Source organism: Bradyrhizobium sp. WSM2793 (genome assembly GCF_000379585.1).
GTDB lineage: Bacteria > Pseudomonadota > Alphaproteobacteria > Rhizobiales > Xanthobacteraceae > Bradyrhizobium.
The window spans coordinates 193,846-209,170 of the sequence record NZ_KB902824.1 but is presented as its reverse complement, the minus strand read 5'-3'; the positions used below and the strand labels follow the sequence as shown (position 1 = coordinate 209,170).

The window sequence follows — 15,325 nt, the reverse complement described above, 5'->3', positions numbered from 1 at the left end:
AGATGAACTGGCGCCGCGACTCGGCTGCTTCTCAGAGCGCCCCTAGCACCGCCTTCGTGATATCGGCGGTGCCGTTGTTGCCGCCGAACTCCATCGGCTTGACGCCGCCGGCATAGATCTGATCCACCGCACGCTCGATCGTCTCGCCGGCTTCCGCCGCGCTCTCGACGCCGTGCTTGTCGGCGAGCCAGTCCAGCATCATCGCTGCCGACAGGATCATGCCGGTGGGATTGGCCTTGCCCTGCCCCATGATGTCGGGCGCGGTGCCGTGGCAGGGCTGGAACACGGCATATTTGTCGCCGATGTCCGCCGACGGCGCCATGCCGAGGCCGCCGATCAGGCTCGCGGTGATGTCGGAGACGATGTCGCCGAACATGTTCTCCATCACCATCACGTCGAAATCCCAGGGCCGCTTCACCAGCATCGCCGAGCAGGCATCGACATAGAGCCGGTCGGTCTTCACCTCCGGATGCTTCTTCGCGATCTCGTCGAAAATGCCGCGAAAGAACGCGAACGCCTTGAACACGTTCGCCTTGTCGACGCAGGCAAGCGCGCCGGGCTTGCCGCGCGCCTTGCGCCGCTCGGCGAGGCGAAACGAGAAGTCGAACAGGCGCTCGGAGGTCCTGCGCGTGATCACCATGGTCTCGCGCGCGTCCTCATGGGTGACGACACCCTTGCCCATCGAGGCGAACAGGCCTTCGGTCGATTCCCGGATTACGACGAGATCGATGCCGCGCGCATCAGCGCCGACGATCGGGCTCGGCACGCCCGGAATGAGGCGCGCCGGCCGCACGCCGGCATAGAGATCGAAGATGAAGCGCAGCTCGATCTGCGGCGCGATCTCGGTATTGTCGGGGTAGCGCACGGACGGCAGGCCGCAGGCGCCGAGCAGGATTGCGTCCGCCTCCTCGCACAGCTTGATGGTCGAGTCAGGCATCGACTTGCCGGTGGCACGATAATTGTTGGCGCCGGCGGGTGCCTCGGTGAAGCGAAAGCGCAAATCCGATTTCTGCTCGATCTTGCGCAGCACCTCGAGGGCCGGCGCCATGACTTCGGGACCGATGCCGTCACCGGCGAGCACGGCAATGTGGAAGGCGTTGTTTGCGGACATTTAGGGCCTCAAGGAAAGGAGCTAGCCAAGTCGTCATTGCGAGCGAAGCGAAGCAATCCAGAAATCCATCCGCAGAGGCAGTCTGGATTGCTTCGTCGCTTCGCTCCTCGCAATGACGGAGGAGAGAGTGTTCACTACGGCGTCAGCACTGTGCGCCCGACCACCGCGCCCTGCTGCAATTGCACCAGCGCGTCGTTGGCCTTGGCGAGCGGTGCCGTCGTCACCGGGATCGGCGGCACCTTCTTGGTGCGGACGAGATCGAGCAATTCCTGCGTCTCGCGCAGGTTTCCGACATAGCTGCCCTGAATCGTCACTGCCTTGATCGGAATCAGCGGCAGCGCCCAGGTCGCGCCGCCGCCGAACAGGCCAACGATCACGAGCTTGCCGCCCTTGGTCAGGCAGTCGAATCCAAGCTGCGTCGTCGCGGCATTGCCGACGAGGTCGATCACGGCGCGGATCGGCCCGCCCGCCTTCTTGGCAAGCTGCTCCAGCGCATCCGGCGCCTTGGGGTCGACGGTGGCGAGCGCGCCGGCCTTCTCCGCCGCCTCACGCTTCCTGGCATCGATATCGACCATGATCGCGCCCTTGCCGCCCATCGCCTTCAGCAGCGACAGCGCCATCAGGCCAAGCCCGCCCGCGCCGAACATCACGATCGGGGTGTCGAAATGCTGCTCGACCTTCTTGAGCGCGCTGTAGGTGGTGACGCCCGAGCAGGCATAGGGCGCGGTCGTCGCCGGGTCGAGCCCTTTCAGATTGAGCAGGTAGCGCGGATGCGGCACCAGCATGTGATCGGAATAGCCGCCGTCGCAATAGACGCCGAGCGAGCGCGGCGTCAGGCACATGTTCTCGTCACCGGCCAGGCACGTCGCGCATTTGCCGCAGCCGATCCAGGGATAGACCAGGCCGACTTCGCCGAGCTTGAGGTCGCCCTGGTCGGTCGGTTTCACGTCGGGGCCGAAGGCCAGGATTTCGCCGACCGTCTCGTGACCCATGGTCAGCGGCAGGTTGATGCCGCGGTCCTTCAGCGACAGCGGCTTGCGGCCGTGGCCTAGATCGTAGCCGCCCTCCCAGATGTGGAGATCGCTGTGGCAGACGCCGGCGGCCTTCACCTTGATCAGCACCTGCGTGCCCGACGGCTGCGGCGTCGCCTCGTCGAACTCCTGCAGCGGCGCCTTGAAATCGGCAACCTTGAAACTCTTCATCGGCGTCCTCCCGCATTCTTCTTGTCGCCGCGCCACCATGCCATGGCCGGCAAGGCGAGACAAACCGGTCTTAGTTCAGGCCAGCGGATGATGGCAAGCCGCGAACTGGCCGGGTGCGATTTCGCGCAACTCCGGTATCTCAGCGCTGCATCGCTGGTCGGCCCGCGGGCAACGGGTGCGGAAGCGGCAGCCGGACGGCGGCGCAATCGGCGATGGTGGCTCACCCGCTGCCACACTCTCGGCGGGACGCATATCCGGATCGGGCACCGGGATCGCCTGCAACAAGAGCCCGGTATAGGGATGCGCCGGATTTGCAAACAATTGCTCCGACGGACCGACCTCGCAAAGCCGGCCGAGATACATCACCGCGACGCGGTCGCTGACCGCTTTGACCACCGCGAGATCATGCGCGATGAACAACAGCGTCAGGCCGAAGCGCGCTTTCATCTCCTCCAGCAAATTGAGGATTTGAGCGCGGATGGAGACGTCCAGCGCCGAGACCGGCTCGTCGCAGACGATGAACTCGGGGTTAAGCACCAGCGATCGCGCGATACAGATGCGCTGGCACTGCCCGCCGGAGAACTCATGCGGCAGGCGGCCCGCGACGAGATCGGGATCGAGCCCGACCGCAGAGAGCACCTCGTAAACCCGACGCTTGCGCTCGGCGGCATCCCTGACGCCGGCGATGCTCAGCGGTTCGGCCACGATGTCGCCGATGCGACGGCGCGGATTGAGCGAGGCGATCGGATCCTGAAAAATCAGTTGCACGCGGCGCCGCATCTTGCGCAGCGCCTCGCCCTCCATCGCGGTCAGGTCCTCGCCGTCGAACAGCACCCGGCCGGATTTGGCGCGGCGCAATTGCAACACGGCGCGCCCCAGCGTCGACTTGCCGCAGCCGGATTCTCCGACCAGCCCGAGCGTCTCGCCGCGCGCGACCTGGAGGCTGACGCCGGAGACGGCGTGCACCGTCTTGTTGCCGAGGCCATATTCGACCACGAGATTGTCGACGTTCAGCAACGGCTCGACGCGCGCGGCAAGCTGCATCATGCGCCGATTCCTTCCGCCATCTGGATCGGATGGAAGCAGGCATAGAGATGATCGGGCCTCTCAGCGCTTTTCAGGTCGGGCTTGGCCTCATGACAGCGGCTAGCGGCATAGCGGCAGCGCGGCGCGAAGGAGCAGCCCTTGGGCGGTCGTGTCGGATCGGGCGGACGGCCGGAGATCGCCGGCAGCGGCGTATGCGGCGCGGCATCCAGCTTCGGGATCGCCGCCAGCAGCGCTTCGGTGTAGGGCATGTGCATACGCTTGAACAAGGCTTGCGTCGGCGCGCGCTCCACCACCCTGCCCGCGTACATCACCGCGACCTCGTCGGCCCGGCCGGCGACGACGCCGAGATCGTGGGTGATGATGATCATGGCCATGTGGCGGCGGCGCTGCTCGCGCGCGAGCAGATCGAGGATCTGCGCCTGGATGGTGACGTCGAGCGCCGTGGTCGGCTCGTCCGCAATCAAGAGCTTCGGCTCGCAGGACAGCGCGATCGCAATCGCAATGCGCTGGCGCATGCCGCCGGAACATTGATGCGGATATTGCGCGAGCCGCTGCTCCGGCGCGGGAATGCCGACGGCCGCCAGCAGCTCGATGCTGCGCTTCCGTGCCGCGGAGACGTCGAGCTCGAGATGCTCCTGGATCGTCTCCATCAACTGCGTGCCGATGGTCAGCACCGGGTTGAGCGAGGTCATGGGGTCCTGGAACACGACTGCGAGATCGCGCCCGCGCAAGCGACGCAAGCGTTCCGCATCGAGTCGCACCAGGTCCTGGCCGTCGAACATCACGCGTCCCGTGAGCCTTGCTTTTTTCGGCAGCAGTTGAAGCACCGCGCGCGACAGCATGGTCTTGCCGCAACCGGATTCGCCGACGATCCCGAGCGTGCGGCCCGCCTCCAGCGACAGGTCGACATGATCCACGGCGCGCAGATTGCCGCGAGGCGTCGGTAGCTCGACTGCAACGTCCTCGATGGTCAGCAGCGCAGCGCTCACAGCGCCCCCTGACGCGGGTCGGTCAGTGCCCGCAAGGTGTCGCCGACCAGATTGAAGGCCAGCACGGTGAGGAACAGTCCGGCCGCCGGCAGGAACGCCAGCCGCGGCGCGACGTCGAGGCTGTCGCGCCCCTCGCCGATCATGCTGCCCCAGCTCGCCATCGGCGGCGGCACGCCGAGACCGAGGAAGGACAGCGCACCCTCGACCACGATGGTGACGGCGACGCCGAGCAGGAAGAAGGCCAGCAGCGGCAGGATCACGTTCGGCAACAGCTCGCGCATGAGGATGCGCGCATGGCTGGCACCTAATGCCTCGGCCGCGATCACGAACTCGCGGCGAGCCAAGCTCAGCGTCGCCGCGCGCGCCACGCGCATAAACGCGGGAATGCCGAGCACACCGAGAATCAAGGTGAGGTTGGGAACGGACTGGCCGAGATAGGCGGTCACGGCGAGCGCGAAGATCAGCGGCGGAAAAGCGAGCAGCACGTCCATGCTGCCCACCACCAATGTCTCGAACCGGCCACGGAAATAGCCGGCGAGCAGCCCAAGCGCGCCGCCGAGCGTAAGGCCGATCATCGGCGCGATCAGCCCGACAGTCAGCGACACCCGCGCCCCGAAAATCAGGCGGGAGAGCTCGTCGCGGCCGAGCCCATCGGTGCCGAGCCAGTGCTCGGAAGAAAACGCCGCACGGCGCTCCAGCATGTCCATGTCTACAGGGTTCTGCAGCGGCAGCACCGGCGCGAGGATCGCGAGCGTCAGGATGATTGCGAGCCAGGCACTCGCGATCCAGAACAACAGGCCGAGCCTGCGCTTGCGGCCGACCGGCACGGGCACCGCCTCGTCCTGCATCGAGAGCTCAAGCGTGGCCATGGCGGATCCTGGGGTCGAGCACGGCGTAGAGCATGTCGACGATGAAATTCACGATGACGAAGCCGCAGGCGACCAGCAGCACCACGCCCTGGAGGATGACGAGGTCGCGGGTATAGATCGCCCCGACTAGAAGTCGGCCGATGCCCGGTAGCGCGAAGATCGATTCCACGATCAGCGTGCCGCCGAGCAGGCGGCCGATATTGATGCCTGTGACCGTCACCAGCGTCAGCGACGAGGGCTTGAGCGCATGCACGAACAGGATACGCGCGGGCTTGAGACCCTTGGCCTTGGCGAGCGCGATATAATCCTCCTGCAAGGTCGCGATCATGTCGGAGCGCAGCACCCGCATGATTCCCGGCCATTCCGCCAGTGCCAGCGTCAGTGCCGGCAGCACGAAGAAGCGCAGATTGCTGAGCGGCTCCTCGGTGAACGGCACGTAGCCGGTCGCCGGCAGCCAGTGCAGCTCGACCGCGAACAGATAGATCAGCAGGATCGCCACCAGGAACGACGGCATCGACAGCATCGCAAACGCACTGCCCGTCATGAAGCGGTCGAACGCGCCGCCGGCGCGCGCGGCGCAGGCGATCGCAACTGGGACGCCGATCAAGAGGCCGATGAACTCGGCCATCAGCATCAATTGCAGCGAGACCGGAATGCGCTCGGCGACCGCCTGAAGCACCGTCTGCCCGGTACGGAACGAGCGGCCGAGATCGCCCTGCAAGACGTGACCGAGCCAGCTCAGGTAACGCCACCACAGCGGCTGGTCGAGCCCCATGTCCCGGCGTAGCGCCGCGACATTCTCCGGCGTCGCCTGATCGCCGAGGATGACGAGAGCAAGATCACCCGGCAGCAGCGAGGCGATCAGGAATGTCAGCAGCGAGACGGCGAGCAGCACCGGCAGCATGGCAAGCAGCCGCCGAACGACGAAGTTCAGCATCGCGCCATCATTCCAGCCAGGTCGTCGAAACGTCGATCACGCCATTGTAGATCTTCGGGAAGCCCTTCAGCTTGGCGCTCGATAGCGCGTAGTAAGTATTCTGGAAGGTCCAGAACCAGATTGCCTCCTTGTTGATCAGGCGGCTGATGGCGCAGTAATCCTCGGTGCGTTGGCCGAGGTCGGCGGTGACGCGCGCGTGGTCCAGCAGCTTGTCGAGCTCGGGATTCGAGAAACCGGCCAGTGCCAGCGGGCTGCCGCTGCGAAAATTCGCGTACATCTGCGGGTCGGGATCGGCGAGATCGACGATGCGCCATGGCGTCATCTGGAACTGGCGTGTAAAGGCGCGCGAGGGAATGGTGGCCTGATCGACCTGCTCGATCTCCATGCTGGCGCCGACGCGCTTCCAGAATTGCTGGAGCACCTGGCCGATCATGCGGCCGCGCGGCGTCGCGGTCACCAGCATCTTGAACTCGACCGGCTTGCCGTACTCCTTGATCAGCGCCTTGGCCTTCTCGACGTCGAACGGCAGCGCGCCGTCGTCCTTGCATTTGACCCAGGAGCCATCGCCATAGGGATTGGTCGCGGGCCGGCTCAGGCCGTTGCTGATCGCCTGCGACATTTTCGGGCGGTCGAGCGCCATCACCAGCGCCTGACGCACGCGGACATCGTCGAACGGCGCGACCTTGGTGTTGAAGGCGTAGACCTGGGCGCCCGAGCCCTTGTAGGTGTGCACCGTGAGCTTGGAGTCCTTCTGCGCCCTCATAATGTTGTCGGCGTCGTTCTCGTCGTCCCAGATGATGTCGGCCTCGCCCGATTGCAGCGAGGCGAAGCGCGACTGTGCATCGGGCAGCGGCTTCAGGATGATGCGATCGAGATAGGGCCGGCCCTTGTCCCAGTAATTGGGATTCTTCTCCAGCACCATGCGGTCGCCTGCGGTCCATGATTTCAGGATGTAGGGACCAGTGCCGACGGGATTGCGATTGTAGTCGTCACCCTTGGTCTTCCACGCCGTCGGCGAATGAATGACGTTGTTGGAGCTCTGGATTGTGATCACCGCCGGCCAGTTCACCGAGGGATCGGTCAGATTGAAGACAACGGTGGTTTCGTCCGGCGCCAGCACCTCCTTGACGTTGGTGATGTAGAAGGCACAGCGGCACTTGTTGGCGGGGTCCTTCTGTCGGTCGAAATTCTCCTTGAAGGCCTGCGCATTGAACGGCGTGCCGTCGTGGAATGTCACGCCCTGGCGCAGCTTGAAGGTCCAGCTCTTGTAATCGTCGGAATGAGTCCAGGACATCGCGAGCTTTGGCGCGGCTTCGCCCTTGTCGTCGAGCGTGGTCAGCGTATCGAAGATCGCGGCGGCAGCGGTGAAGGTGGAGGTGTCGTAGACACCGACCTTGAGCGGATCGAAGCCCGCAATCTCCAGCTCCTGGCCGACTGTGATGCTGCCGCCCGGCTTCTGTGCCTGCACCGGCCCGGCCAGCGGAAGGAGGGCAAATGCCGCAACAAGGAAAATCGGCGCGTGCTTGCGCGCTGCGGCAGCGATGTTCGTCATGGTTCCTCCCGGGATCCCTCGTCCGATGTTTCGGATCGTTGAATGACTGGGGACGAGATTGGCGACAAAAGCTCGCCACGGCAAGAGGAACGCGCGACAGATCACACGCCGCACGTGCGGCGTAATGGTGCTCAGCCTGTCGCGGCAGTTTTGCCTGTCGGAATTGATGCATCATCGCCGAGGCTGATCTCCTCGCGCAGCGCATCCGTATGCTCGCCGAGCACGGCCATCGTCTTGGCCGGCGTGGTATCGGCACCCGACATCCGAAATGGCAGGTTGAGCACCTGAAAGGAGCCGCCCTCGTCCCGCACCTCGGAAAGCGCCTGCCGGTGCGCGAGCTGCGGATCGGCCAGCGCCTCGGACACGGTACGATAGGCCGACGCCGGCACGCCGGCAGCCCCTAGCGCTGCGAGACACGCATCGGTCGTGAGTTCCCGCGACCAGGCTTCGACGCCATCCATCACCTCCGCCCAATTCTCGCGGCGCGCGGCATAGGTCGCAAAGCGCGGATCGGAGATCCATTCGGGGTGACCGATCACGCCCATCAATCCCTGGAACGTCTTCTCGCTGGCGACCGTGATCATGACATAGCCGCTTGCCGTCTCGGTCGGGCCGAACATCGGGCGCGGCGGTGGCTTCACGGCGAATTGCGCGCTCTGCAATTCGGTCAGCGTCAGTGACAGCATCGATTCCAGCATCGACACATCGATGTGCTGGCCAAGGCCGGTCACGGTCCGCTGATAGAGCGCCGAAGCGATCGCGCCGAAGCCATAGGTGCCGGTGACGACGTCGGCGTGATAGATGCCGCAATAATCAGGACGATTGCGGCCGGGCTGGTAGGCCAGATGCGCCATGTCATAGCCGGAGGCCGCATGGATCACCGGAGCATAAGCCGGCAGCTCGGCCGAGGGGCCGGTCTGGCCGTAGCCTGAGATCGAGCAGTAGATCAGCCTCGGGTTGACGGTGCGCAGCCTATCGTAGTCGAGCCGCAGTCGGTGCATCACGCCGGGACGAAAGTTCTCGACCAGGATGTCTGATGTCGCGGCCAGACGGCGCACCGCCTCCTTGCCCTCCTCGGACTTGAGGTCGAGCACGACGCTCTTCTTGCCGACATTGAGCTGGCCGAACGCGGTGCTGCACCCCTTGCGCAGCGGCGGCCGGGTCCGCATCGTCTCCCCGCCGTCGGTCTCGATCTTGATGACCTCGGCGCCCATGTCGGCAAGCATCCGCGCGCAGTGCGGGCCGGCGATGGTGGTCGAAAAATCCAGGACCCTGAGCCCGGCGAAGGCTTTTGTCGTCGTCCCCTCATGCTTATCTGCTAGCTGCATGCCTGCTCACGTCCTTGGGTCTCAGGAACTCTCGAAGTTCTCTGTTGTTGATGCGGCGACCCTAGAGGGCGGCGGCCGAGTAGGAAAGTGTTTACCGAACCGATGCGCCGCGTAGGCGGGCTTTAAGAATTCCCGGACAACTGGACCCGTTCTTGCATAGCAAGCGAACGGGATCGACAGAGGGCAGCTGTTCTTGAGGGTCTTGTTCGTCACCACGGAGTTGGACGACTTCGTCCGCGTAGGCGGCCTTGGAGCGGTGTCCGCTGCGCTGCCCCGCGCCCTTCGCTCCTTTGCCGATATCCGGATCATGCTGCCCGGCTATCGCGACATCATCGAGCAACTCACGCATATTCAGATCGTTGGGCGCTGCCCGGCGCTCGCGGAGATGCCGGCCTGCTCGCTCGGACGGGCAGCGACCAAGGACGGCCTGCCGGTCTACGTGCTGCTCTGCTCGCAACTCTACGACCGGCCCGGTAACCCCTATGGCGACGAGTCCGGGCGTGACTGGCCGGACAACGACATCCGCTTCGCGCGCTTTGCCTCGGCCGCCGCTGAGCTGGCCATGGGCAACCTGGACAAGAATTGGGCAGCAGACCTGATCCATGCCAATGACTGGCAGGCCTCGCTCGTGCCGGCCTATCTCGCCTGGCGCGGCTCCAAGCTGCCCTCGATCCTGACCATTCACAACCTCGCCTACCAGGGCCTCTTCCCGAAGGACTCGTTGCGGCGGATCGGCGCACCGGAAAGCTCTTTCCACATCGACGGCGTCGAGTTCTACGACCAGCTCTCCTTCCTCAAGGCCGGCCTCGTCTACGCCTCGCACCTCACCACCGTGAGCGGCACCTATGCGCGCGAGATCACCACGGCCGAGTTCGGCTGCGGCCTGGAGGGCCTGCTCCGCCTGCGCTCGGACGCATCCGAGCTCACCGGCATCCTCAACGGCATCGACGAGAGCTGGGACCCGCGCTCCTGTGCCCAGCTCGCCCAGCAGTTCGGCGCCGGCGACTGGGTCGGCAAGAGGGCCAATGCGGATTACGTCCGCAAGCAGTTCGGCTTAGCGGTCTCGCGCGGCCCGATGTTCGGCATCGTCGCGCGTCTCGTGCACCAGAAGGGCATCGACCTCGTGCTGTCAGCGGCCGACGAGATCATCGATGCCGGCGGACAGATCGTGGTCACCGGCTCCGGCGAGCCGGCGCTGGAGCAGGCTCTGATCGACGCGCATCGTCGCCGCCCCGACGCCATCGGGGTGGTGATCGGCTTCAACGATGCCCAGGCGCGCCGTATCTTTGCCGGCAGCGATTTCACCCTGATGCCCTCGCGCTTCGAGCCGTGCGGGCTCAGCCAGATGTACGCCCAGCGCTTCGGCTCGCTGCCGATCGGTCACCAGACCGGCGGCCTTGCCGAAACCATCACCGACGGCGAGACCGGCTTCCTGTTCTCGAGGCCCTCGCGCGAGTCCTTCCTTGGCGGTGTCCGCCGGGCTTTCTCCGCTTTCATGGCCCAGGACCAGCTCGACACCATGCGCCGCAGCGCCATGGGACGGTCGTTCTCCTGGAGCATCTCGGCGGGGAGCTACAGCGCGCTGTACCGGAAGCTGGCTTCGGTGTGAGAGAGGCGCTTCCGCACGCTCGGTCATTGCGAGGCTTATCTCTCCCCGTCACCCTGAGGTGGCCGCTTCTTCAGCGGCCCTCGAAGGGCGACGGCCCGGCTGCAGCAGCGGGGCCGTGCATCCTTCGAGGCTCCCTGCGCGATGCTTTTGCATCGCGCCATTCGCACCTCAGGATGACGGGGCTACAGGCGGCGACCCTCACCCTCTCCCGCGCACATCCATTTGCGGCCGCCCGATCCACGCCCTGTTGAGGCAGCGCGTCATCCAGTCCGGCTGCGCTTCGCCTCGCAGCCGCGCCTGCGCTTCCTGGTAGGGGCCGACATAGCGCAGCCTGTCCGGCAATGTCGGATAGATCCGCCGGATCCAACGTAGCGCGTTGTCGGCCGATCTGACCTCCCGCTCGCCGAGCTCAAACCCGAAGCCGGCGCGCAATCGTTCCGGCAACAGGCTCGCCGTCAGCGCGCGATACCATCGCGGCGGCCGCAACCACGGACGCGCGCCGTCAAAAATCTGCGCCGCGATCTCGCGCGCCGCCGGGCTCACGGTCAGCGTATCCGACTGCGCCATCGCCGCGGTGTAGGCCGTAAAGCCGGCCCAGTCCGCGGGCAGATCATCCGCCGTCAATCCAAACAACGCACCGAACATCCGGCTCTCGGTCCAGTAGCGCTCGCGCTCCTCCACCGAGAATGGCGGTAGAACCAGCTCGTGCGCCATCAGTGCTGTCTCGACCAGCGTCGCATGGACCCAACGCAGCGAGGGGATATCGTTGGCGCAGTAGCGCGAGCCTGCCGCAAAGGGGCCGACCGTATCGGGCATCTCTCCGACGATCATGCTGTGCCGCCGGTGCAGCTGCCGGGACGAGCGCAAGGCACGGTCGAGCGAGCCGAACACCATGGCAAAGACGATATCGAAGGTGCGATGGAAGCGGCCGATCGGGTCGGCCAGGGTTTTCGAATGCTCGGCGATGGCGGCGGCGACCCAGGGATGCGCCAGTTGCAGCAACAAGGCGCGGCCGGCGCCGAGAAAGATGACGGCCTCCCGGTCGATCCGCCAGGTCAGCGTCTCAGGACCGAACACGCCCGCCACCGGCCCCGCCGCGTTGGCGCGGACCAGATCGAGCGTTGCCTCGAGATCCTTTTCAGCGACCAATTGCAAGCCTCGCGACGAAGACGGCGCAACAATAGCCCAGACCGCTCCGTCGGGAAATCGTCACTGCGCCAGACAACAACGCGCAAGGCCCTCACTCCGCCGCAATCGGCATCTCCTCCATATGCTCGTGCAGCACCACGCCGGCGAGCGGATCGAATTCGCCGATCCAAGGCTTGCGCGCAAGCACCGACTTCGTGTGCGCATAACCAGCGTGCCAACGCCGCGTGATTCCCGACGGGCTGAAGTCGATATCCTTGGTATGGGTCTCGCGCTCGAGCTGCGGCGCGAGCAGCCGCACCACGTGCATGCGGGTCGGACAGCCGTAGCTCGTCAACTCCCTCACAGCAGGATCGTTGCGCTCGACCTCCGAAAGCCGTGCCGCGAGCTGGTTGATGACATGACGCAGACGATGGGCCTGCTGCTGGCGCGCAATCTGGCTCGAAATGCGGCTGGAATATTGCACGTCCTTGTGCCGGTTCAGCACCTCCGCCATGGTGCTCGGCTCGGCCCCGACGGGATTCCACAAATGCACCGAGAAGATCAGCGAATCCCTGCGCGGGTTGTCATCGAACACCGCTTCCGTCGGCGTGTTCGACAGGATGCCGCCGTCCCAGTAGAGCTCGCCGTCGATGCGCACCGCCGGGAAAGCCGGCGGCAACGCGCCCGACGCCATTATATGCTTGACCGTCAGTTCGCCGTCGCGGCTGTCGAAATAGCGCATTTCACTGGTCCCGACATGGGCCGCACCGACCGTCAGGCGCGGCGCGCAGCGATTGGCGAGGTCGAAATCGACCAGCTCGCTCAGAGTCTTCTCCAGCGGTACGGTCGAATAATAGCCCGCATTGTCGGCACCGAGCGGATAGGAATCGCCGGCATGCGCCAGCGGATTGGGCCGAAAGAAACCTGGAATGCCGTGAGTGACCGTCGACCAATAAGCCAGCTTCTCATTGAAGCCTGGAAACGCGGCGCGCCAGTCCCAGACTGGATTCTGCTCCATCCGCTTCCAGAATTCCCTCAAGCGAGCGACCCGATGCTCCGGCGCGTTGCCTGCGATGAGGCTCGCATTGATGGCTCCGATCGAGGTGCCGATGACCCAGTCCGGCTCGATGCCGGCCTCATGCAGCGCCTGGTAGACACCCGCCTGATAGGAGCCGAGCGCACCGCCGCCTTGCAGCACGAGGACGACCTGACCTGGGATATCCGCACCTTTGCCCTTCATGCCGTTCATGGTTCGCTCCTGGTGAGCCTGCACCGGTCGAATTTTCGTCGGACGCGGCGGCATTGTTACCCGCGATCATTTTAAGAGATGGCGGGATCTTTTGAAATGCCAGCTGGCTTCCAAGTCCATACGTCCGCGCTATCGCCGCCGGGATGTCATTTCCCGCTCCGATCGGTTAGATTTGGGGCCGATTTCGCCGGGAGCCGATCCATGGAAATGCATCAGGTCCGCTATTTCCTCGCGGTAGCGCAGCTGCTCAATTTCACGCGCGCGGCGGAGGAGTGCAACGTCACGCAGCCCTCGCTGACGCGCGCGATCAAGCAGCTCGAGGCCGAGCTTGGCGGCGACCTGTTCCGCCGCGAGCGGCCGGCCGCGCAACTGACCGAGCTCGGCCAGCGCATGCATCCGCTCCTGAAGCAATGCTTCGACGCCGCCGCCGGCGCGCGCTCGCTCGCCTCTTCGTTCAAAAGCGGAGAGGTCGGCGCGCTCCGTATCGCGCTGACGCATTCGATCGACCTCGCACTGCTGATTCCCCATCTCAACGAGATCAGGCGACAGTTCAACCGGCTCGAGCTTCGCTTCCTGCGCGGGACGAGCCGCGAGGTCGGTGAATTCCTCAAGAAGGGCGAGGCCGAGCTCGGCATCGCCGCCGAGATCGACGAGGCCTGGGACCGGCTCGACGCCTGGCCGCTGTTCACCGAGAGCTTCGAGCTCGTCGTTGGCGACGGGCATCGGCTGGCCGGGCGCAGCAGCATCGAACTGGACGATCTGCGCTCGGAGCAATTGCTGGGCCGGACGTTCTGCGAGCACTCGCGCCGCATCTCCGCCAGCCTGCGTGAGCACGGCATCGAGCATGGCCACGAGATTTCGAGCGAGCGCGACGTGATCGAGCTGGTCGAGGCCGACATCGGCGTCGCCATGATGCCGCACACTTCGCCCCTGCCGCAGACACTGACGCGCGCCACGGTCGCCGGGCTCGACGCCCGCCGCACCGTCAGCCTTTACGGGGTCGCCGGCCGGCAACGCACGGCGGTCGCCAACGCCGTGATGCGTATGCTGCGCGGCGCCGACTGGCGGGAAACTGCAGGATAAGCCCGCGTCGCGAGCGCTCAGTTCTCCCTGCCCGCGCTCTCCAGCGCTGCGAGCAGATCATCGATCTCCATGCGCTTGCGGAAATCGGGATCGACGAAGCGGGCCTTCACGATTCCGTCGCGGCCGACCACGAACACGGCCGGGATCGGCAGCATCCAGCCGTCATTGCCGTGGAACTTCGCCATGTCCTGGTAGGACAACAGGTCCTGGATCTCGGCGCCGAGCCAGATCGCGAGATTGAGCGACAGCGCATAGCCGTTGTCGAGATCGGTCAGGATCGGAAACGGCGCGCCGGATTCAGCCTTGAGCTGCCTCGTGTATTCCTGCGTCTCCGGCATCACTGCAACGATCTGCGCACCCATGGCCTCGATGCGATCGAGCGCCTGAACCACCGCGCGGACATTGAGCCGGCAATAGGGACACCAATGGCCGCGGAAGAACATCACGGCGAGCGGACCGCGCTCCAGCAGCGACGGCAACGTGACGAGACGCCCGGACTCGTCCGGCAGCATGAACGGCGGCATCGCATCGCTCGGGCGCGGCGCGGTTTCACCACCGCCGTTCCCGCCCAATCTCGCCACCAGTCGATCGACGGCCTCACCATACGCCGGAAAGACCGCACGGCTGGCATCGGCATAGGCGCGGAGCTGATCGTTCAGCGTACCGTCCATGTCGCGGCAGCGCTGGAAGGCAAGCCTGAGCTGTTCCGCGTCGGCTGGCGAGAGAGCTGTCATCTTTCTGCTCCGGCATTCCCTTCGGCGAATATTAGTTTCCCGGTTCGGCCGCCCGCAAGGGGGCGGCCACGATGCCAGGGCCCGTTCAGTTCACGTAGAAATTGCCGGTCGGATCGAGCCGTCCCGAGGTGGTGTACATCGACCCATTGCTCATGAAGAAGACGGTGTTGTCGGGCACCTTCTTGGCGTTCTTCATCATCGCCTCGTGGTTCTTCTCGGCCGGCGCCATGGCCATCGCCGACATCTTGCCGGGGCCGCCATAGACATAGGCCATCCCGGCCTTGAAGTCCCAGGCGGCCTCCGAAAAGGCCGAGGTGGCGATGACCGCAAACGCAGCGGTGGCGATCAGGGTCTTGGACAATTTCGGCATGGGGTGCTCCTCCAAATTGACGTGAACGCCCGCCAATGGGGCGCCCTGTCATCGAACGCCGGATGCTACGAAAGCGGAAATGCCATTGCGCAATCGGATCGATAGCCGCTGCGCATC

The 15,325-nt window shown here is 65.2% G+C and carries 14 protein-coding genes; 2 read left to right on the top strand and 12 right to left on the bottom strand.

The window, feature by feature from the left end; genetic code table 11:
* Positions 1-31 precede the first annotated feature (31 nt).
* From A3AS_RS0138520 to A3AS_RS0138485, 8 genes are all read right to left on the bottom strand, one after another.
* Positions 32-1,111, bottom strand: coding sequence for an isocitrate/isopropylmalate dehydrogenase family protein (locus A3AS_RS0138520; RefSeq protein WP_018322763.1), 1,080 nt, complete (start codon positions 1,109-1,111; stop codon positions 32-34).
* A gap of 134 nt (positions 1,112-1,245) precedes the next feature.
* Positions 1,246-2,313 (bottom strand): alcohol dehydrogenase, encoded by a 1,068-nt coding sequence (locus A3AS_RS0138515; RefSeq protein WP_018322762.1) that lies wholly within the window; start codon positions 2,311-2,313, stop codon positions 1,246-1,248.
* A gap of 75 nt (positions 2,314-2,388) precedes the next feature.
* Positions 2,389-3,360 carry an ABC transporter ATP-binding protein gene (locus A3AS_RS0138510; protein WP_018322761.1) on the bottom strand — a complete coding sequence of 324 codons (972 nt, stop codon included), beginning with the start codon at positions 3,358-3,360 and terminating at the stop codon, positions 2,389-2,391.
* A complete protein-coding gene (locus A3AS_RS0138505) occupies positions 3,357-4,349 on the bottom strand; it encodes an ABC transporter ATP-binding protein (protein WP_018322760.1) in 993 nt (330 codons plus the stop codon). Before A3AS_RS0138505 ends, A3AS_RS0138510 begins: the two co-directional genes overlap by 4 nt.
* Complete coding sequence (locus A3AS_RS0138500) at positions 4,346-5,218, bottom strand: ABC transporter permease (RefSeq protein WP_018322759.1); 873 nt, start codon at positions 5,216-5,218, stop codon at positions 4,346-4,348. The genes A3AS_RS0138505 and A3AS_RS0138500 overlap by 4 nt, the downstream gene beginning before the upstream one ends.
* Positions 5,205-6,155, bottom strand: a complete 951-nt coding sequence (locus tag A3AS_RS0138495) for an ABC transporter permease (protein WP_018322758.1) — start codon at positions 6,153-6,155, stop codon at positions 5,205-5,207. The genes A3AS_RS0138500 and A3AS_RS0138495 overlap by 14 nt, the downstream gene beginning before the upstream one ends.
* Before the next feature lie 7 nt (positions 6,156-6,162).
* A complete protein-coding gene (locus A3AS_RS0138490; RefSeq protein ID WP_018322757.1) occupies positions 6,163-7,707 on the bottom strand; it encodes an ABC transporter substrate-binding protein in 1,545 nt (514 codons plus the stop codon).
* A gap of 131 nt (positions 7,708-7,838) precedes the next feature.
* Complete coding sequence (locus tag A3AS_RS0138485) at positions 7,839-9,035, bottom strand: CaiB/BaiF CoA-transferase family protein (RefSeq protein WP_018322756.1); 1,197 nt, start codon at positions 9,033-9,035, stop codon at positions 7,839-7,841.
* A 193-nt stretch (positions 9,036-9,228) separates the two neighbouring features.
* Between A3AS_RS0138485 and glgA the strand changes: the two genes are divergently transcribed.
* A complete protein-coding gene (glgA, locus tag A3AS_RS0138480) occupies positions 9,229-10,644 on the top strand; it encodes a glycogen synthase GlgA (RefSeq protein WP_018322755.1) in 1,416 nt (471 codons plus the stop codon).
* Positions 10,645-10,842: 198 nt separating this feature from the next.
* On the opposite strand, the gene A3AS_RS0138475 is transcribed toward glgA, so the two are convergent.
* Positions 10,843-11,793 (bottom strand): oxygenase MpaB family protein, encoded by a 951-nt coding sequence (locus A3AS_RS0138475; protein ID WP_018322754.1) that lies wholly within the window; start codon positions 11,791-11,793, stop codon positions 10,843-10,845.
* Positions 11,794-11,884: 91 nt separating this feature from the next.
* Positions 11,885-13,021, bottom strand: a complete 1,137-nt coding sequence (locus A3AS_RS0138470) for a patatin-like phospholipase family protein (RefSeq protein ID WP_018322753.1) — start codon at positions 13,019-13,021, stop codon at positions 11,885-11,887.
* Between the two features lie 201 nt (positions 13,022-13,222).
* Here A3AS_RS0138470 and A3AS_RS0138465 point away from each other — a divergent pair, with 201 nt between their 5' ends.
* On the top strand, positions 13,223-14,104 hold the full coding sequence (locus A3AS_RS0138465; protein ID WP_026202808.1) for a LysR family transcriptional regulator: 882 nt from the start codon (positions 13,223-13,225) through the stop codon (positions 14,102-14,104).
* A gap of 17 nt (positions 14,105-14,121) precedes the next feature.
* Here the strand turns inward: A3AS_RS0138465 and A3AS_RS0138460 are convergent, their stop codons facing one another.
* Both A3AS_RS0138460 and A3AS_RS0138455 read right to left on the bottom strand, forming a co-directional pair.
* The gene (locus tag A3AS_RS0138460) at positions 14,122-14,838 is read right to left on the bottom strand and encodes a peroxiredoxin-like family protein (protein ID WP_018322751.1); all 717 of its coding nucleotides are present in this window, start codon (positions 14,836-14,838) and stop codon (positions 14,122-14,124) included.
* Between the two features lie 85 nt (positions 14,839-14,923).
* The gene (locus A3AS_RS0138455) at positions 14,924-15,208 is read right to left on the bottom strand and encodes a hypothetical protein (protein ID WP_026202807.1); all 285 of its coding nucleotides are present in this window, start codon (positions 15,206-15,208) and stop codon (positions 14,924-14,926) included.
* Positions 15,209-15,325: the final 117 nt, after the last annotated feature.

Coding starts and splice junctions, on each gene's coding strand:
- A3AS_RS0138460 (WP_018322751.1), bottom strand. CDS start 14,838: ATGACAGCTCTCTCGCCAGCCGACGCGGAACAGCTCAGGCTTGCCTTC.
- A3AS_RS0138455 (WP_026202807.1), bottom strand. CDS start 15,208: ATGCCGAAATTGTCCAAGACCCTGATCGCCACCGCTGCGTTTGCGGTC.
- A3AS_RS0138490 (WP_018322757.1), bottom strand. CDS start 7,707: ATGACGAACATCGCTGCCGCAGCGCGCAAGCACGCGCCGATTTTCCTT.
- A3AS_RS0138485 (WP_018322756.1), bottom strand. CDS start 9,035: ATGCAGCTAGCAGATAAGCATGAGGGGACGACGACAAAAGCCTTCGCC.
- A3AS_RS0138470 (WP_018322753.1), bottom strand. CDS start 13,021: ATGAACGGCATGAAGGGCAAAGGTGCGGATATCCCAGGTCAGGTCGTC.
- A3AS_RS0138515 (WP_018322762.1), bottom strand. CDS start 2,313: ATGAAGAGTTTCAAGGTTGCCGATTTCAAGGCGCCGCTGCAGGAGTTC.
- A3AS_RS0138500 (WP_018322759.1), bottom strand. CDS start 5,218: ATGGCCACGCTTGAGCTCTCGATGCAGGACGAGGCGGTGCCCGTGCCG.
- A3AS_RS0138520 (WP_018322763.1), bottom strand. CDS start 1,111: ATGTCCGCAAACAACGCCTTCCACATTGCCGTGCTCGCCGGTGACGGC.
- A3AS_RS0138495 (WP_018322758.1), bottom strand. CDS start 6,155: ATGCTGAACTTCGTCGTTCGGCGGCTGCTTGCCATGCTGCCGGTGCTG.
- A3AS_RS0138510 (WP_018322761.1), bottom strand. CDS start 3,360: ATGATGCAGCTTGCCGCGCGCGTCGAGCCGTTGCTGAACGTCGACAAT.
- A3AS_RS0138465 (WP_026202808.1), top strand. CDS start 13,223: ATGGAAATGCATCAGGTCCGCTATTTCCTCGCGGTAGCGCAGCTGCTC.